Origin of the sequence: Leisingera thetidis (genome assembly GCF_025857195.1) — a bacterium.
GTDB lineage: Bacteria > Pseudomonadota > Alphaproteobacteria > Rhodobacterales > Rhodobacteraceae > Leisingera > Leisingera thetidis.
In genome coordinates this window covers 745,185-760,306 of sequence record NZ_CP109787.1, presented here as the reverse complement: position 1 = coordinate 760,306, position 15,122 = coordinate 745,185, and the positions used below count along the sequence as shown (strand labels likewise).

General features: G+C 59.4%; 15 protein-coding genes and 1 tRNA gene. 13 read left to right on the top strand and 3 right to left on the bottom strand.

Features of this window, described 5'->3' with window-relative positions:
* The first annotated feature begins 130 nt into the window (after positions 1-130).
* From OKQ63_RS03630 to OKQ63_RS03615, 4 genes are all read left to right on the top strand, one after another.
* Positions 131-2,218, top strand: a complete 2,088-nt coding sequence (locus OKQ63_RS03630) for a peroxidase family protein (RefSeq protein ID WP_264212605.1) — start codon at positions 131-133, stop codon at positions 2,216-2,218.
* Positions 2,219-2,460: 242 nt separating this feature from the next.
* Positions 2,461-4,392: an acyl CoA:acetate/3-ketoacid CoA transferase gene (locus OKQ63_RS03625; RefSeq protein ID WP_264212604.1), complete on the top strand. Its 1,932-nt coding sequence runs from the start codon at positions 2,461-2,463 to the stop codon at positions 4,390-4,392.
* Between the two features lie 298 nt (positions 4,393-4,690).
* Positions 4,691-4,765: transfer RNA gene (locus tag OKQ63_RS03620), tRNA-Gln, on the top strand.
* Between the two features lie 259 nt (positions 4,766-5,024).
* Positions 5,025-6,464, top strand: coding sequence for a hypothetical protein (locus tag OKQ63_RS03615; protein WP_264212603.1), 1,440 nt, complete (start codon positions 5,025-5,027; stop codon positions 6,462-6,464).
* Here OKQ63_RS03615 and OKQ63_RS03610 read toward each other — a convergent pair.
* Both OKQ63_RS03610 and OKQ63_RS03605 read right to left on the bottom strand, forming a co-directional pair.
* Positions 6,448-6,990, bottom strand: coding sequence for a hypothetical protein (locus tag OKQ63_RS03610; RefSeq protein WP_264212602.1), 543 nt, complete (start codon positions 6,988-6,990; stop codon positions 6,448-6,450). The two genes, OKQ63_RS03615 and OKQ63_RS03610, sit on opposite strands and share 17 nt — an antisense overlap.
* Before the next feature lie 9 nt (positions 6,991-6,999).
* Positions 7,000-7,143 carry a hypothetical protein gene (locus OKQ63_RS03605; RefSeq protein ID WP_264212601.1) on the bottom strand — a complete coding sequence of 48 codons (144 nt, stop codon included), beginning with the start codon at positions 7,141-7,143 and terminating at the stop codon, positions 7,000-7,002.
* Between the two features lie 1,044 nt (positions 7,144-8,187).
* On the opposite strand from OKQ63_RS03605, the gene OKQ63_RS03600 reads away from it, so the two are divergent.
* The 9 genes from OKQ63_RS03600 (at position 8,188) to OKQ63_RS03560 (ending at position 14,754) form a co-directional block, all read left to right on the top strand.
* Positions 8,188-8,592 carry a YegP family protein gene (locus OKQ63_RS03600; RefSeq protein ID WP_264212600.1) on the top strand — a complete coding sequence of 135 codons (405 nt, stop codon included), beginning with the start codon at positions 8,188-8,190 and terminating at the stop codon, positions 8,590-8,592.
* A gap of 68 nt (positions 8,593-8,660) precedes the next feature.
* A complete protein-coding gene (locus OKQ63_RS03595; protein ID WP_264212599.1) occupies positions 8,661-9,908 on the top strand; it encodes an IS256 family transposase in 1,248 nt (415 codons plus the stop codon).
* The gene (locus tag OKQ63_RS03590) at positions 9,908-10,924 is read left to right on the top strand and encodes a hypothetical protein (RefSeq protein WP_264212598.1); all 1,017 of its coding nucleotides are present in this window, start codon (positions 9,908-9,910) and stop codon (positions 10,922-10,924) included. The genes OKQ63_RS03595 and OKQ63_RS03590 overlap by 1 nt, the downstream gene beginning before the upstream one ends.
* A gap of 152 nt (positions 10,925-11,076) precedes the next feature.
* Entirely contained in the window at positions 11,077-11,199 is a 123-nt protein-coding gene (locus OKQ63_RS03585; RefSeq protein ID WP_264212597.1) for a hypothetical protein, read from the top strand.
* A complete protein-coding gene (locus OKQ63_RS03580) occupies positions 11,199-11,384 on the top strand; it encodes a hypothetical protein (protein ID WP_264212596.1) in 186 nt (61 codons plus the stop codon). The genes OKQ63_RS03585 and OKQ63_RS03580 overlap by 1 nt, the downstream gene beginning before the upstream one ends.
* Before the next feature lie 42 nt (positions 11,385-11,426).
* Positions 11,427-11,789, top strand: a complete 363-nt coding sequence (locus OKQ63_RS03575) for a DUF6538 domain-containing protein (RefSeq protein WP_264212595.1) — start codon at positions 11,427-11,429, stop codon at positions 11,787-11,789.
* Positions 11,790-11,879: 90 nt separating this feature from the next.
* Positions 11,880-13,127, top strand: a complete 1,248-nt coding sequence (locus OKQ63_RS03570; protein ID WP_264212594.1) for an IS256 family transposase — start codon at positions 11,880-11,882, stop codon at positions 13,125-13,127.
* A 180-nt stretch (positions 13,128-13,307) separates the two neighbouring features.
* Positions 13,308-14,129: a site-specific integrase gene (locus OKQ63_RS03565; protein WP_264212593.1), complete on the top strand. Its 822-nt coding sequence runs from the start codon at positions 13,308-13,310 to the stop codon at positions 14,127-14,129.
* Between the two features lie 406 nt (positions 14,130-14,535).
* Positions 14,536-14,754: a hypothetical protein gene (locus tag OKQ63_RS03560; RefSeq protein WP_264212592.1), complete on the top strand. Its 219-nt coding sequence runs from the start codon at positions 14,536-14,538 to the stop codon at positions 14,752-14,754.
* Positions 14,755-14,892: 138 nt separating this feature from the next.
* Here the strand turns inward: OKQ63_RS03560 and OKQ63_RS03555 are convergent, their stop codons facing one another.
* Positions 14,893-15,114, bottom strand: a complete 222-nt coding sequence (locus OKQ63_RS03555; RefSeq protein ID WP_222506855.1) for a helix-turn-helix domain-containing protein — start codon at positions 15,112-15,114, stop codon at positions 14,893-14,895.
* Positions 15,115-15,122 lie beyond the last annotated feature (8 nt).

Sequence of the window (15,122 nt, the reverse complement as noted above, 5' to 3'; positions counted from 1 at the left end):
GCTGCGCCTGAGTCCCGGCACGGTTGCATTTTCGGGAGCTAACAGGCGTTTGCCGGCGCAATTCGCACAGGGGGCTGCGAGCTGCGCACCGCGGCATTTTAGTGAAAGTAATGAGTGGTTGGGGGATCACATGTCCAATTTGCAGATTGGGGCCGCACGGCCCGACGATGGCTATTCCACACATCCGGATAATCCAGAATGGGGCGCAACAGGCACAGGGCTGCTGAACTTGGCGCCAAGCGGGCTGGGGCCCTATGGCGAGATGGCCGGATCCGACCGGCCCAATCCGCGCGAAATTTCCAACATTCTGTCCAAACAGGACGGCGAAACGCATAACGCCGCCTGTGCATCGGATTTCCTGTGGATCTGGGGGCAGTTCCTGGACCACGACCTGTCGCTGACCAGCGCCGGGACATACACCCGGGCAGACATTCCGGTTCCGGCGGGGGACCCGTATTTCGACCCTTACGGAACCGGCGATGCCGTCATTCCTTTTACCCGGGTGGATCAGCAGGATGGCGAATACATCAATGAGATCACCACCTACATCGATGCTTCCATGATCTATGGCTCGGATGCGGATACCCTGTATGCCATGCGGGATGAGGGCGGCAAGCTCAAGATGACCAAGGACGGATACCTGTACCGGGAGGGGGACGGCTTCCTGACCGGGGATGTCCGCGCTGCAGAGAACGTGGCGCTGTCCTCAATGCACACGATTTTCACCCGCGAGCATAACCGTCAGGTCGAGAAGCTGGCGGAGCGGGATCCGTCGCTGACGGATGACCAGCTGTTCGATGCTGCCCGTGCAAGGGTTGAAGCGCTGGTGCAGGCCGTCACCTACAAGGAATTCCTGCCGATCCTGATCTGCGACGACGCGCTCAGCACCTATCAGGGCTATGACCCGGAGGTGAACCCCGGCATCTCGATGGAGTTCTCGACAGCGGTGTTCAGGCTCGGGCACACGCTGTTGTCCGCTAATCTGCAGCTGGTCGCTGAGAACGGAACCCGCTACGATCCGCTGGCGCTGAGGGATGCGTTCTTTCAGCCTGACCTGCTGGGCGATTCCGGCATGATCGAAAAGATAATGCGCGGCGCGGCCACCCAGTCATCCGAGGCCATCGACACACTGGTAGTGGAAGACGTGCGCTCCTTTCTGTTCGGCCCTCCCGGCGCCGGGGGGCTGGATCTGGCAGCTCTGAACATCCAGCGCGGGCGCGATCTGGGCATCGCCAGCTACAACGATCTGCGCGAGGCGCTTGGCCTGGACCGGGCCAGAAAATTCTCCGATATCACCTCGGACGCGGATCTCGCCGCCAAGCTCAAGGAGGCTTACGGCAAGACCGACCTCGTCGATGCCTGGGTTGGCGGACTGGCCGAAGACGCCTTTGGCGACGGGCTGCTGGGCGAAACTTTCACCGTCGTGATGGTGGATCAGTTCACCCGCCTGCGCGATGGGGATCCGTTCTGGAGCGAAGGCCGGGAGGGCATTCCGGACAAGGAGCTGAAGGCGTTGTGGGATACCAAACTTTCCGACATCATCCTGCGCAACACGGATATCGATCTTCTGCAAAAAGACGTCTTCGCGGCGATGGACAGGACCATCGGCACCAAGGGCGAAGACGCTCTCAAAGGCGGCAGCGGGCGTGATTTCATGCACGGCCGCGATGGTGCGGACATGCTGGCGGGCCATGCCGCCTGCGACGACATGCGGGGCGGGAAAGGCAACGACACCCTGGAAGGCAACCGGGGCGACGACTGGATGAAAGGCGGTGCCGGCCATGATTTCCTGGATGGCGGTCTGGGGGACGACTTCATTTTCGGAGGCAGCCACTGGGACCATCTCGCAGGCCGCAGAGGCGCAGACGAGATGGCTGGCGGGCGCGGACGGGACCACCTGAGCGGCAACAAGGGCAATGACAGCCTCAATGGCGGATTGCATGCCGACACGCTTGCCGGCGGCATGGGGGATGACCTTCTGACCGGCGGCGCGGGCGGCGACTGCTTCCTGTTCCGATCCCGGCACATCGGAGACGACACGATCAGCGATTTTGAGCTTGGCCTCGACTGGATCAAGGTGACCGGCCCGATGCGCCACAGGCTGCAAATCGAAGAAACGGATGGCGGGCTGAAAATCTCTGATGGCGCTGCGTGGTCTGTACTGCTGGAAAACATCAGCCTGGAGGACTGGCAGAAAGCCGGTGACAGCCTGCTTTGAGACCAGCCGGTGCGGGCAGGTTGCGGGCGGCACTGGAACCGCCGCCTGCAGCATCGGGAACGGGCAGCCGCCAATCGGAAACTTCCGCCCAGCCGGCCGTCCGGGATGTCGTAACTCCCCCCTCTGCTGACGCAATCAAAGGACAGCCACCCCCTGCCCCCCGCCTAAAATGCCCGATCAGAATTCCGTGAGGCTGCGAGCCCCAAACGGACGGCAACCGGCATCGGGGAGGACGCGCCGCCATGAAAGACAAGACAACAACCACCGAACAGGCGATGGCGCTGATCCGCGATGGCGATGTCGTGACAACCACCGGTTTTGTGCAAAGCTGCATCCCGGAAATGCTGCATGCGGCACTGGAAAAGCGGTTCCTGGAACAGGGCGCGCCCCGCGACCTCACTCTGATCATGTGCGCGGGTGCAGGCGACAGCAAGGGGCTGGGCACCGGGCGGCTGCATCATGACGGGCTGCTGCGGCGGGTGATCGCCGGCAATTTCGGCCGCATGCCCAAGGTGGCTCAGGCCGCGCAGGAGAACAAGATCTGCGGCTACAACCTGCCGCAGGGGGTGATTTCGCAGCTCTACCGTGCCTGTGCCGCAGGTCAGCCGGGGCTGTTCTCCAAGGTCGGCCTGCACACCTATGTCGATCCGCGCCACGGTGGCGGCAAGGTCAACAAGGTGACCGAGGAGGACATAGTCCGCTACCATGAAGTCGATGGCGAGGAATGGCTGTTCTACAAGGCCACCAAGATCGACGTCGCCTTCATCCGCGGCACCAGCGCCGACCGCTCCGGCAATATCAGCATGGAACGCGAGGCTCTGACGCTGGACTGCCTGGCCCAGGCGATGGCCGCCCACAACAACGGCGGCATCGTCATTGCCCAGGTCGAGCGGATCGTCGAGGACGGCTCGATCAAACCCAAGGACGTGAAGATTCCCGGCCTGCTGGTGGATTGCGTCTGCGTCGCCGACGATCCCGAAATGCACCGGATGAACTATGGCGTGCAGCATAACCCGGCCCTGTCCGGTGAAATCCGGGTGCCGGTCGAGGGCATCGCCAAAATGCCTCTGGACCAGCGCAAGATCATCGCCCGCCGTGCCGCCTTCGAACTGCCGCCCAATGGCGCCGTCAACCTTGGTGTTGGTGCTCCGGATGGCGTGGCCGCGGTTGCCAACGAGGAAAAAGCCACCCAATACATCACCCTGACCACCGAAGCCGGCGCGGTCGGCGGCGTGCTGGCGGGCGGCTCCAGCTTCGGCTCCTCGGCCAATGCCGATGCCATCATCGACCAGAACCAGATGTTCGATTTCTACGACGGCGGCGGGCTCGACCTCACCTGCCTCGGGATGGCCGAATGCGATGCCGAGGGCAGCGTCAACGCGTCCCGCTTCGGCGGCCGCCTGAACGGCTGCGGCGGTTTCATCAACATCTCCCAGAACTCCCGTGCGGTGGTGTTTGCCGGCACCTTCACCGCAGGCGGGCTGAAGGTCGCGGTCGAGAACGGCGAGCTGCGCATTGTCCAGGAGGGCCGCAACAAGAAATTCGTGCGCCTGATCGAGCAGATCACCTTCTCCGGGCCGTATGCGTCGAAACGCTCGCAGCCGGTGCTCTATGTGACCGAGCGCTGCGTGCTGCAGCTGACGCCCAAGGGGCTGGAGCTGATCGAGATCGCCCCAGGCATCGACCTGCAGCGCGACATCCTGGATCAGATGGAATTCAGGCCGATCATCGAGAATGTTACCCAGATGGATCCCCGCATCTTCCGGGATGAGCCGATGGGTCTGATGAACGACCTTTTGAACCTCAATCTGTCGGAACGGGTCACCTATGACGCCGCCCGGCACACGATGTTCCTCAACCTCGAAGGCTGGAGCGTCAAGAAGAAGCGCGACGTCGAGGATCTGACCCGGGTGCTGCAAGAGGCCTTTGCCAAAAGCGGCCGGGATGTGAACATGGTGATGAACCAGAACGGCTTCCGCATCGCCGAGGACCTGCAGGACGACTATGCGGCCACGGTCGTGCAGACGCTGGAGAAAAACAGCGCCTCGATTGCCCATTACACAACCAGCGCCTTCATGCGCCTGAAGATGCAGGGCACGCTCGCCAGCCGCGGCGTGCAGCCGCATATCTTCGAAAGCGGCGAGGAAGCGCATCAGGCCATCTGGGGCTCCTGAGGCCCTGTTTCCGCCGCCGGCCCGCAACGGGCTGGCGGCTCGTTGGCGTGCCGGCTGCAACGGCTGGCACCTGCCCACAGCAGACGGCTTTTCCACTCCTGCCAGCGCCCGTTCTTCTTTGACCGCAAAGACTGCAACCCTTTCTTATCACGTCTCTTTCCAGTCCTTGTCACCATTGGCCGGCCACTGCCCTATCGAGCTTGGCCGCGAGTTTCAGAGGAAGATGGAAAGGAAGTCGATTTTTTTCAAAAACCCTCTTGCACCCCCCCGCAACAAACTTTAGACAGCGCCTCACCGATGGGGTGTAGCCAAGTGGTAAGGCAGCGGTTTTTGGTACCGTGTACCGTAGGTTCGAATCCTACCACCCCAGCCAGTCCTCCTGACATCAAGCAGCTAAGGCACTCCCGGGACCCGTAGCACCCGAAATGCCCCTAGTTTATGCCCCCGCTGGGTGGCACGCTTGCTGGTCGCTGACGAGGCCGGTCTCCCATGGTTAGCGTCCCCTTCCATAGCTTTCCTCTTCCCTTGGCCTAGGGTAGGAGGGAATAGGTATAAGTAATGAATAGAAAGCGGAGGATGGAGCCCCAGGTTCTTCCTCCCTTCCCATCCAGAACAAGAAGAAAGGGAGACCTATGGGAGACATTGAGAACCCCTGGCACTCCCGCCCAATCGACGTCCACCGCTGGTCAGACCATCCCGAGGTTGCCGAACTCTGCGACCGGATCTGGGACGGGTATCTGCCGAACGATCAGACGTCTGGGCCAAAGCCGAAGACTGCCTTTCGCCATCAGCTGCGTGTTTTGATCCTCGACCTCTACGTAGCCTGGTTGGAAGACCCGGAACTATGTATCGGTGTTTCGATGTCCTCGAACTACTGGGACACGTCATCCCGCTACAACGCCATTCATATCTCCAAGAAGATCATCCCAATTATCCACGCCCTTGATGATGCTGGCCTGATCGACCTAGCTAAGGGGAGCTATTCAGGCGCTTATGCACGGGGAAACAGAACAACGAGAATACGGGCCTCTGAGGTGCTGCAAGGATGGTTTGCTGAGGCGGCCTTCCAGAGAGATGATGTTGGCCGGGTCGAAAACGAGGAACTGATCATTCTTCGGGGCGCTGATGACGGCGCTCTCGTCGAGTACGAAGACAATGAAGAAACGATCAGGATGCGAGAGGAGCTGCGCCGCTACAACGAGGTGATCTCAGCGGCCTTCATTGACATCCCGGTTCTTGAAGAGCCCAAGGTTGATGATGTCGCCACTGACCATCACCACAAGCGCACCCGCCGCATCTTTAGCAGGGAGAGCTGGAACCTGAACGGGCGCTTTCATGGCGGCTGGTGGCAGCTGATCAATAGCGAATGGCGGTCCAAGATATTCATCAACGACACGCCGGTGGTCGAGGTGGACTTCAGGAGCCATCACGTTGCTATGCTCAGCATAGAGGCAGGTGTCGAGCTAACCTACGACCCCTACGATATTCCTGAGGGCCTTCTGCCTGGAGTCCCAGCGGCGCTCCAGCGTAAGCTGATCAAGCGGCTGGTGCTTACTGCTATCAATGCAGGGTCGAAAGACGCTGCCTTTAGGGGGCTCAGAGACGGGTTCCCGACTGGGCATGTCGGCAAAACCCTGACCAATGAACAACTGGAGACACTTCTCGCTGCGTTCCTTGAGCGAACCCCTCACTTGCATGACTTCCTGTTCATGGATCATGGGATCAGACTAATGCACTTGGACGGTCGGATCTCAGAGTGGGTTCATCGCCACTTTAGCGAGCAAGGCGTCCCGGTCCTGTCAGTGCATGACAGCTACCTGATCGACTACACTCGGGTTGGGGAATTGAAGCGGGTGATGGAGGAGGCCTCTGAAGCCGTGATCGGGGTCGCGCTGCCCGTGGATCATCAGCTCTTTGGCCTGGACGAAGTGAATCCTGACGCTGAGCACGTCCAAGACTACGTGATCTGGCGGCAAACTCCCCGGTCAGATAGTTATCTTCGACGGATGGCCGAGCATGAGCAACGGACTGGGCGAGCAGTTGAGCCTTTTGAAATCAACCAAGTTCGATAGCGAAGGCCGACAGTGTCTCGGTAAGTACTAGCGTTGCATAGGCTAGGTTCTCATACTGATCGCCAAGGCCCCAGGCCCACTTGGTGCCATGAAATAGGTTGTTCCTGAGGCAGTAAGCGATCAAGAGGAGGCCGATCAACTTGGCGGTACCTGAACTTTCCCGCTCCAAAAGCGCGTCTTCGATTAGTGTTGCGCATTTGCTGTTCCCACTGACGAGGCTGGCAAATCTATGATTTGTCTTGTGACCCTCGATATACCTTGCCCTGAAGTAATCGAAGGCGGGCTGAAACTCCCGGATCTGCTCGTGAGACGGGTCACACTTTGTGACGAAGGCAACAATCGCCTCTTGGTTGGCGTCTGTATTAGTTGCCCTGAACTCGAACAGGCTCCAGACCGCTGAGAAGTACAGCACCCCGATCATTACGGGGCCTGGTGTCTCTCCAAAATCGGGAAACTGATCTCTTAGCGCCTCTTCAATGGCCCTTTTAAACTTAGCAGGGGTATTGGGTAGAGTTGTTGCTGCCAAAACAGCCTCCTAGTGACATTTCGGCCCAGACGTCTGATCGTTCGGCAGATACCCGTCCCAGATCCGGTCGCAGAGTTCGGCAACCTCGGGATGGTCTGACCAGCGGTGGACGTCGATTGGGCGGGAGTGCCAGGGGTTCTCAATGTCTCCCATAGGTCTCCCTTTCTTCTTGTTCTGGATGGGAAGGGAGGAAGAACCTGGGGGCTCCATCCTCCGCTTTCTATTCAATACTTATACCTATTCCCTCCTACCCTAGGCCAAGGGAAGAGGAAAGCTATGGAAGGGGACGCTAACCATGGGAGACCGGCCTCGTCAGCGACCAGCAAGCGTGCCACCCAGCGGGGGCATAAACTAGGGGCATTTCGGGTGCTACGGGTCCCGGGAGTGCCTTAGCTGCTTGATGTCAGGAGGACTGGCTGGGGTGGTAGGAAGCCTTGCGTCCCGATCCGCTTCATCGCCTTAGCCGTCCCGCTAGCAAATCTGGGGCAGTATCTGGGGCAGAAACAGCTTTGCGCAGCACGTTCAGCCATCTAACCTGCTCACGTGTTTTGAGGAGAAAAGTATTGGCTAAAGACGGCAAAGAATTGGTGTCCGCGACTGGTGGCGCCCTGGCTGGTGGTAGCGCAGCGCTAGTGGGGGTTTCGCAACTGGGGGCGGTAACCGGACTGGGGGCGACCGGCATTACTTCTGGCCTTGCCACAGTTGGAGCGGCTGTAGGAGGGGGAATGGCTGCTGGCTTGGCTCTTACTGCTGCTGCGCCCATCCTCGGCGGTGCTCTAGCCTACGCCGGGTACCGCTATCTCACGGCGGAAGACGAGGAAGGCTCGAAGGAGTGAACTCGTCCTCCGCTAGCCCACTCTCCCCTATGCTTCCGCAACTCTGGGCCTAGGCGTTAGGGTGGTGACCAATGACAGTTTCCTCGACTGGGCAGACCAGTATCCTGAGACTTGGCAACCGTACAAGCCGACTAAGTGGCTCGCCCACTAACCACCCGCCAGCAGACCTCTGGAGGCCCGCTAGCAGTTGATTTCGACCGCGGACATGGCGCGGTGGGGACCCGGCGGTGGCGTTGACCGGTGATGTGGCGATATGCGCTTGAAGCCCAGAGAGAAGATGCTAGGCTTTGGCAAGCCATTGATGAAAAAGTAGAAAGCCTACTCTGTTTTTGTCTTGTTCCCTTTCGTCGGAAGTTTGCCAATGCCAGGAAAATTCGAACTCTACACCGACAACGCGGGCGAATTCCGCTTCCGCCTGAAGGCAGGTAACGGCGAGAACATTCTGGCCAGTGAAGGCTACAAGCAGAAGGCCAGCGCCGAGAACGGCATCGAGTCGGTCAGGAAAAATGCCGGAGATGATGCGCGCTATGAGAGCAAAGAGACCGCGGCCGGAAAGCACATGTTCAACCTCAAGGCCACCAACGGCCAGGTAATCGGCACCTCGCAGAGCTATGCCAGCGCCTCCGGCCGCGATGGCGGTATCGAGTCAGTCAAGAGGAACGCGCCGGATGCGGCCGTAGACGATCAGACCAGTGAACTGAGTCAGAATCGAATTTCTCAAGTCAGGTCCCCAGCTATGGCTGAATCTGGTGTTTGGGCGGTTTGAAAGCTGGCGGTGCATCTGGTTGGTTTGATGTCGCCAAACAAACCACCAACCATCGAGGACGCACCACCATGAATGACGCTACCATCATCGAATTTGCCGGTCGAGACACCGTGTCGGACCCGCTGACGGATCTTCTGCGCAAGGGCGCGCGGGAGCTTCTGCAAACGGCGGTCGAGGCGGAGCTGGACGCTTTCCTGGCCGAATTTGCGAAACACCGCACCCCGGAGGGCCGGGCCGCGGTTGTTCGGAACGGACACCACCCCGAACGCGCCGTGCAGACCGGGATCGGCCCGGTCACGGTGCAGATCCCGAAGGTGCGCTCGAAGACGGGCGCGCCTGTGGCGTTCCGCTCGGCGCTGGTCCCGCCTTACGTCCGCAAGGCGAAGTCGATCGAGGCGGCGCTGCCCTGGCTGTACCTCAAGGGCATCTCTACGGGCGAGATGGGCGCAGCACTCAAGGCGCTCCTGGGCCCGGACGCGACCGGCTTCTCGGCCAAGACAGTGGCGCGGCTGAAGGCGCAATGGGCGGAGGAGTACGACGCCTGGCGCAAGGCCGATCTTGGCCGTGATGAATGGGTCTATGTCTGGGCCGACGGGATCTACAGCGGCTTGCGCGGCACAGATGACCGGCTCTGCGCCCTGGTCGTGATCGGCGTCAATGCGCGCGGCGAGAAGCATTTCCTGGCCATCGAGGACGGCGTGCGGGAAAGCACCCAAAGCTGGCGCGAGGTCCTGCTGGGGCTCAAAAGCCGCGGCCTCAACGCTCCGAAACTGGCGGTCGGCGACGGGGCCATGGGATTTTGGGCGGCTCTTGAGGAAGTCTATCCCTCCACCCGGCAACAGCGCTGCTGGGTGCATAAGACGGGCAACGTTCTGAACTATCTGCCAAAGCGCAGTCAGCCCAAGGCAAAGAAGGCGCTGCACGACATCTGGCAGGCCGAGACCCGTGAAGATGCCCGCAAGGAGTTTGACTTGTTCGTCGGCACCTACGAAGCGAAATACCCCAAGGCGGTCGAATGCCTGGTCAAGGACCGCGACGAACTGCTGACCTTCTACGACTTCCCCGCCCAGCACTGGCAGAGCATCAGGACGTCAAATCCCATCGAGAGCGCGTTCGCCACCATCCGCCACCGCACGAAACGCACCAAGGGATGCCTGAGCCGGGACGGGATGCTCCACATGATGTTCAAGCTCGGCCAATGCGCTGAGAAAAGCTGGCGCAAGCTGCGCGGCTTCGCTCATCTCGCAGACGTCATCGAAGGCGTCGATTTCATCAACGGCATCAAGCCATCAACACAAGATCAGGCCGCCGCTTGATGACCGCCCAAACACCAGATTTGACAATAGCTCTCAGGTCCCTCGCACAAGCCCTTCCCGATCAAAGCGACATCGTCAAATTTGGGCTAACCAAGTATGGCAAGGTAGAACTCGTTGCGGTGCCGAATACGGCTGATGATGTGGACAGGATCATCGCCATTCGCGAAGAGCTGATTTCAGCAGATGGTCCCATAGCTGTCTTAAGCAATCGCTATTCTCGAAATCCCAATGCACCCCAATCCGCCTTGCTCGAGAGGGTCATAGGGAGCTATGCAAAGGAGCTCAGCAAAGACATAGGCGACATCAACTTTGCTGTTCTGTTTGCAAGAGGTACTCGTCTGGTGTCCGCTTCAAGGACAGCTCAGCACAACATTCAGACTGGAGAATGGCCTGACTTCGAGCCCGAGGAACAAGAAGCGCTAGATTCCCTGATCGCTCTTCATGGCCCTTTGATGATGGCGACGCCAGTCGGCAGGGAACTTGTAGCAGCTTCTGATGAGTTTGATGACACGCCGGAAAAAAGAAAAGAAGAAGAAAGGCTTTTCCAAGAACTTGCTGAAACGGTCGCTGACGAGACCGAAATATTTGAAGCCGAAACGGTGGATGCCATCCTTGACATCACAACTCCCGTTGAATTCGACCTTCATCCTGCGAGAACCCGCCTTCTCCGCATCCTGCTCACTGGGTCTTTACTAACTTCTGTTGTTGGGGCCTCTGCTTGGCTCGCATCTCTGGGACCCTCTTTGGCAGTGATACCAGCCGCAGCGGGAGGGATGTTCATTTGGGAGGTGGTCAAAAAAACAGAGGATTTTAAGTCTGTTACAGAGCTGCTTGCGAAGGGCTATGATGGCATGCCTGATCAATTTGCGGAACAGCTGAAAAACCTTAAGAGAATGTCGCGATTGCTTACAAAAAGGCGTGCGATGTTCAGGAAGCTGGCGGACCTTCGCCCGGAGTTTGGATGGGCAAAACGTTACATCAAACCCGAAGAAACAGTTGACGACGGCGAAGGGTGAGATTTCACCAGCCGCTTTCAACTGCTAACGCCTCTCTCTGGTGCAACTGGGGAGACCTGCTAGGCACTATGTTTGCTTGCCTGGGGAACTGAAAGCCCCTGAAATCGAGCACCCCTCCGTATCTAAAACGATAGCAACTACGGAGGTTTATCATGCTGTCTCATATACTTGCGAAGTACCTGCTAGCATCCAAGCCGACAAAGGCCAGACGGTCCAGCAGCGGTGAAATCGTCATCGGCAAGATCATCATCGTCCTGTTCGCCAGGATCGACTGATGGTCGAGTATCACCCCGACGACATAGTGGTTATCCGCGCATCTGAGGACTGGCCGGAGCATCTGTTCCGGGTCACTGAAGTCTTTGACGACTGCGTGGGCGGCTACTCACTGAACGGACCACTGGAAGGCGAATACGGCGAGCCGGACTTCGACCTGATCCTGAGGGTCTACGAGGGCGACTGAAGCCCTTTCTTCCCAAACTCAAAACTAGAAGGAGGAGACGCAATGTCTGCTCAGATCAAGTATGCGTACTTGAAAGGCCATACGTGGCTTTATCGGCGCAACTACCCCAAGGATGTCGCCGTTGTGCTCGGTCAGCAAGCCTTGAAGCAATCGTTGAAGACTCGGGACACTTCGACAGCCCGCGTCCGGGCAGCGGAGATAAACGCCCGCTACGAGACGCTGGTGGCAAGGATACGATCAGAGGCCGAAGACGCACTCTCTGCCCCGGAGAGCCGCGTAAACGCCCCGGGATGGGTAGCGAAGCCGGAGACCGCTCTTGACCGCCTGCGGGCCACTCTGGAGCACTCAGGTACCGTTCTGGAGCGCCCTGAGTTCAACCGATTGGTATCCCGCAGCTATGGCTGAATCTGGTGTTTGGGCGGTTTGAAAGCTGGCGGTGCATCTGGTTGGTTTGATGTCGCCAAACAAACCACCAACCATCGAGGACGCACCACCATGAATGACGCTACCATCATCGAATTTGCCGGTCGAGACACCGTGTCGGACCCGCTGACGGATCTTCTGCGCAAGGGCGCGCGGGAGCTTCTGCAAACGGCGGTCGAGGCGGAGCTGGACGCTTTCCTGGCCGAATTTGCGAAACACCGCACCCCGGAGGGCCGGGCCGCGGTTGTTCGGAACGGACACCACCCCGAACGCGCCGTGCAGACCGGGATCGGCCCGGTCACGGTGCAGATCCCGAAGGTGCGCTCGAAGACGGGCGCGCCTGTGGCGTTCCGCTCGGCGCTGGTCCCGCCTTACGTCCGCAAGGCGAAGTCGATCGAGGCGGCGCTGCCCTGGCTGTACCTCAAGGGCATCTCTACGGGCGAGATGGGCGCAGCACTCAAGGCGCTCCTGGGCCCGGACGCGACCGGCTTCTCGGCCAAGACAGTGGCGCGGCTGAAGGCGCAATGGGCGGAGGAGTACGACGCCTGGCGCAAGGCCGATCTTGGCCGTGATGAATGGGTCTATGTCTGGGCCGACGGGATCTACAGCGGCTTGCGCGGCACAGATGACCGGCTCTGCGCCCTGGTCGTGATCGGCGTCAATGCGCGCGGCGAGAAGCATTTCCTGGCCATCGAGGACGGCGTGCGGGAAAGCACCCAAAGCTGGCGCGAGGTCCTGCTGGGGCTCAAAAGCCGCGGCCTCAACGCTCCGAAACTGGCGGTCGGCGACGGGGCCATGGGATTTTGGGCGGCTCTTGAGGAAGTCTATCCCTCCACCCGGCAACAGCGCTGCTGGGTGCATAAGACGGGCAACGTTCTGAACTATCTGCCAAAGCGCAGTCAGCCCAAGGCAAAGAAGGCGCTGCACGACATCTGGCAGGTCGAGACCCGTGAAGATGCCCGCAAGGAGTTTGACTTGTTCGTCGGCACCTACGAAGCGAAATACCCCAAGGCGGTCGAATGCCTGGTCAAGGACCGCGACGAACTGCTGACCTTCTACGACTTCCCCGCCCAGCACTGGCAGAGCATCAGGACGTCAAATCCCATCGAGAGCGCGTTCGCCACCATCCGCCACCGCACGAAACGCACCAAGGGATGCCTGAGCCGGGACGGGATGCTCCACATGATGTTCAAGCTCGGCCAATGCGCTGAGAAAAGCTGGCGCAAGCTGCGCGGCTTCGCTCATCTCGCAGACGTCATCGAAGGCGTCGATTTCATCAACGGCATCAAGCCATCAACACAAGATCAGGCCGCCGCTTGATGACCGCCCAAACACCAGATTTGACAATAGCTCGTATCCCGCGAGAAAACCCTGATCCGTGATGCGAGCAGAGTATATACTAACAGGAGGAGCAATGAGCTTCGGCCCGGCGGGTTCAAGTCGGTCAGGTACTCAGTTGGGCTGTTCGCTAGCCAATACGGTGACCGGTCCCTTTGCAGTTTGTCCCGGGCGGAGGGGCGAGAGTTCCTCGGGGCGATTGCCCGGCTCTCACCGCTGATCGGCAAGTCGGAGAAAACCCGTGGCTTGGGGCTCAACGCTCTGCTCTCGTTCTCAGAGAACTGTGCCGTCAAGATCACGGTGCGAACCCAGAAGCGTATCTGGTCGCAGGTAAATCATTTCCTCGACTGGTGCGTCTACGAGGGTCATCTGGAAGCTAATCCCTTCAAGTCGGTGTTGTTCGACCAGAAGATCAAGCCTCGGCCCTACGCGGTTTTGACCGATCAGGAGGTGGTCCAACTGCTGCGGGTTCAGGACCCTGATCTGCATCCTGCTTTGGTAACTTGTTTGCTGACCGGGATGCGGGCGGGGGAAGCGGCGGGACTGCTTCGGGAAGACCTCGTAACCAAGGGCAATCTCGGGACGTTCATCCACGTTCGCCCCAATGAGTTGCGCCTGCTGAAGACCGATGCTGCGGAGAGACAGGTTCCGGCTCACCCGGTCCTGGATGATCTGTTTCGGGAGTTACCGGGCCACGGGCCGCTGTTTCCTGATCTAACCGTTAACCGGATCACAAAGGGGTTCGCTGTTCTTGGTCGGCAGCTGAAGCTTGAGCGTTCAGGTCTGGTGTTTCACTCCACCCGGAAATGGTTCATCACCCAGTGCGAGCGAACAGGCGTTCCGGAGCATTTCACGGCGTCTCTGGTGGGCCATAAGTCTGCACGGTCAGAGAACGGGATCACCTACGGCATCTATTCCGCAGGGATCAGTGACGAGCAGAAGCGGGCAATAGTTGACCAGATACGGCTCCCGGTGCCGGGATGAGACCACCAAACATTGAGGAGTTCGAGGAGAGGGCCGCTATCGCTGAATACGATGGCGGTCTTTCTCGTAGGGCGGCTGAAGATCTGGCGGCCCGGTCACAGGGCTTCGCTGACGCTGAAGACTACTGGCGTTGGCTGGCCGAATACGTGCTGACCCGCAAGATACCGTAGAGACACCCCGGCTGGCTTCGTGCTGGCCGGGGAGCACTCTGCTTTTTTCTTCAGAGCCGGAGGCTAACCATAAACCCCTTGCAAACAGATAGGCTAACTGTAGGAAGGCCTCCCTCCCTGCTTGGAGGATCAACGATAACAATAACAAGGAGCCCGTACCGATCTTGGATTTCACCGTCTGCCTTTGTGATCCACTCACCGAGGCAATCGCTACGGGGCCAAAGAGAGGAAATTTCATGACCACTCAACTTGATGCCGCATTCGAAATCATTGCCGTCGACGGTAGCCGTGCGTTCTTTCTGGACACTACCCACAGTGGGGCTGATGTCTTCGAAGAATTCGAGACCCACTCAGGCGTGAGTCTGGCTGACCTCGAACACGCAAATCGAACCGAAAGCACGGTGTTCATCCCCGCCGATGATCGCCATTACACCGTCGGTCGAATGCAAAGTTGATAGCTGAAGGGAAACTGAAGCTCTTTGCCGCTTAATCTGGCTAACTAGTCTTTTGGCTCACCTCTGTCCTCAGGATGGCGGTGGGCCTTTCTAGTCTGGGCGTAGGCAGCCGGGTGGGGCCGACCGCTTCCTGCGCACCTAAGCCTGCTCGTCCTCAGGCACCAACAGCCTCCACGCCGGAACGCCAAGTGGGACCGCTAGCTTTTCGAGCACCACGATAGTCGGGTTCCTTACCCCGCGTTCGACACCGCTGACATAGGTCCGGTGCAGGCCACACTCAAAGGCCAGAGTCTCCTGCGAGAACCCTGCTTCTTCCCTGAACCGCTTCAGATTTCGTCCAACTAGCCTGCGAATTGCCATGGTCGGAG

Bases quoted from the DNA above. Each gene is read 5' to 3' on its own strand.
- OKQ63_RS03590 (WP_264212598.1), top strand. From the start codon at position 9,908: ATGACCGCCCAAACACCAGATTTGACAATAGCTCTCAGGTCCCTCGCA.
- OKQ63_RS03585 (WP_264212597.1), top strand. From the start codon at position 11,077: ATGCTGTCTCATATACTTGCGAAGTACCTGCTAGCATCCAAGCCGACA.
- OKQ63_RS03605 (WP_264212601.1), bottom strand. From the start codon at position 7,143: ATGGGAGACATTGAGAACCCCTGGCACTCCCGCCCAATCGACGTCCAC.
- OKQ63_RS03575 (WP_264212595.1), top strand. From the start codon at position 11,427: ATGTCTGCTCAGATCAAGTATGCGTACTTGAAAGGCCATACGTGGCTT.
- OKQ63_RS03580 (WP_264212596.1), top strand. From the start codon at position 11,199: ATGGTCGAGTATCACCCCGACGACATAGTGGTTATCCGCGCATCTGAG.
- OKQ63_RS03600 (WP_264212600.1), top strand. From the start codon at position 8,188: ATGCCAGGAAAATTCGAACTCTACACCGACAACGCGGGCGAATTCCGC.
- OKQ63_RS03555 (WP_222506855.1), bottom strand. From the start codon at position 15,114: ATGGCAATTCGCAGGCTAGTTGGACGAAATCTGAAGCGGTTCAGGGAA.
- OKQ63_RS03595 (WP_264212599.1), top strand. From the start codon at position 8,661: ATGAATGACGCTACCATCATCGAATTTGCCGGTCGAGACACCGTGTCG.
- OKQ63_RS03560 (WP_264212592.1), top strand. From the start codon at position 14,536: ATGACCACTCAACTTGATGCCGCATTCGAAATCATTGCCGTCGACGGT.
- OKQ63_RS03615 (WP_264212603.1), top strand. From the start codon at position 5,025: ATGGGAGACATTGAGAACCCCTGGCACTCCCGCCCAATCGACGTCCAC.
- OKQ63_RS03630 (WP_264212605.1), top strand. From the start codon at position 131: ATGTCCAATTTGCAGATTGGGGCCGCACGGCCCGACGATGGCTATTCC.
- OKQ63_RS03570 (WP_264212594.1), top strand. From the start codon at position 11,880: ATGAATGACGCTACCATCATCGAATTTGCCGGTCGAGACACCGTGTCG.
- OKQ63_RS03625 (WP_264212604.1), top strand. From the start codon at position 2,461: ATGAAAGACAAGACAACAACCACCGAACAGGCGATGGCGCTGATCCGC.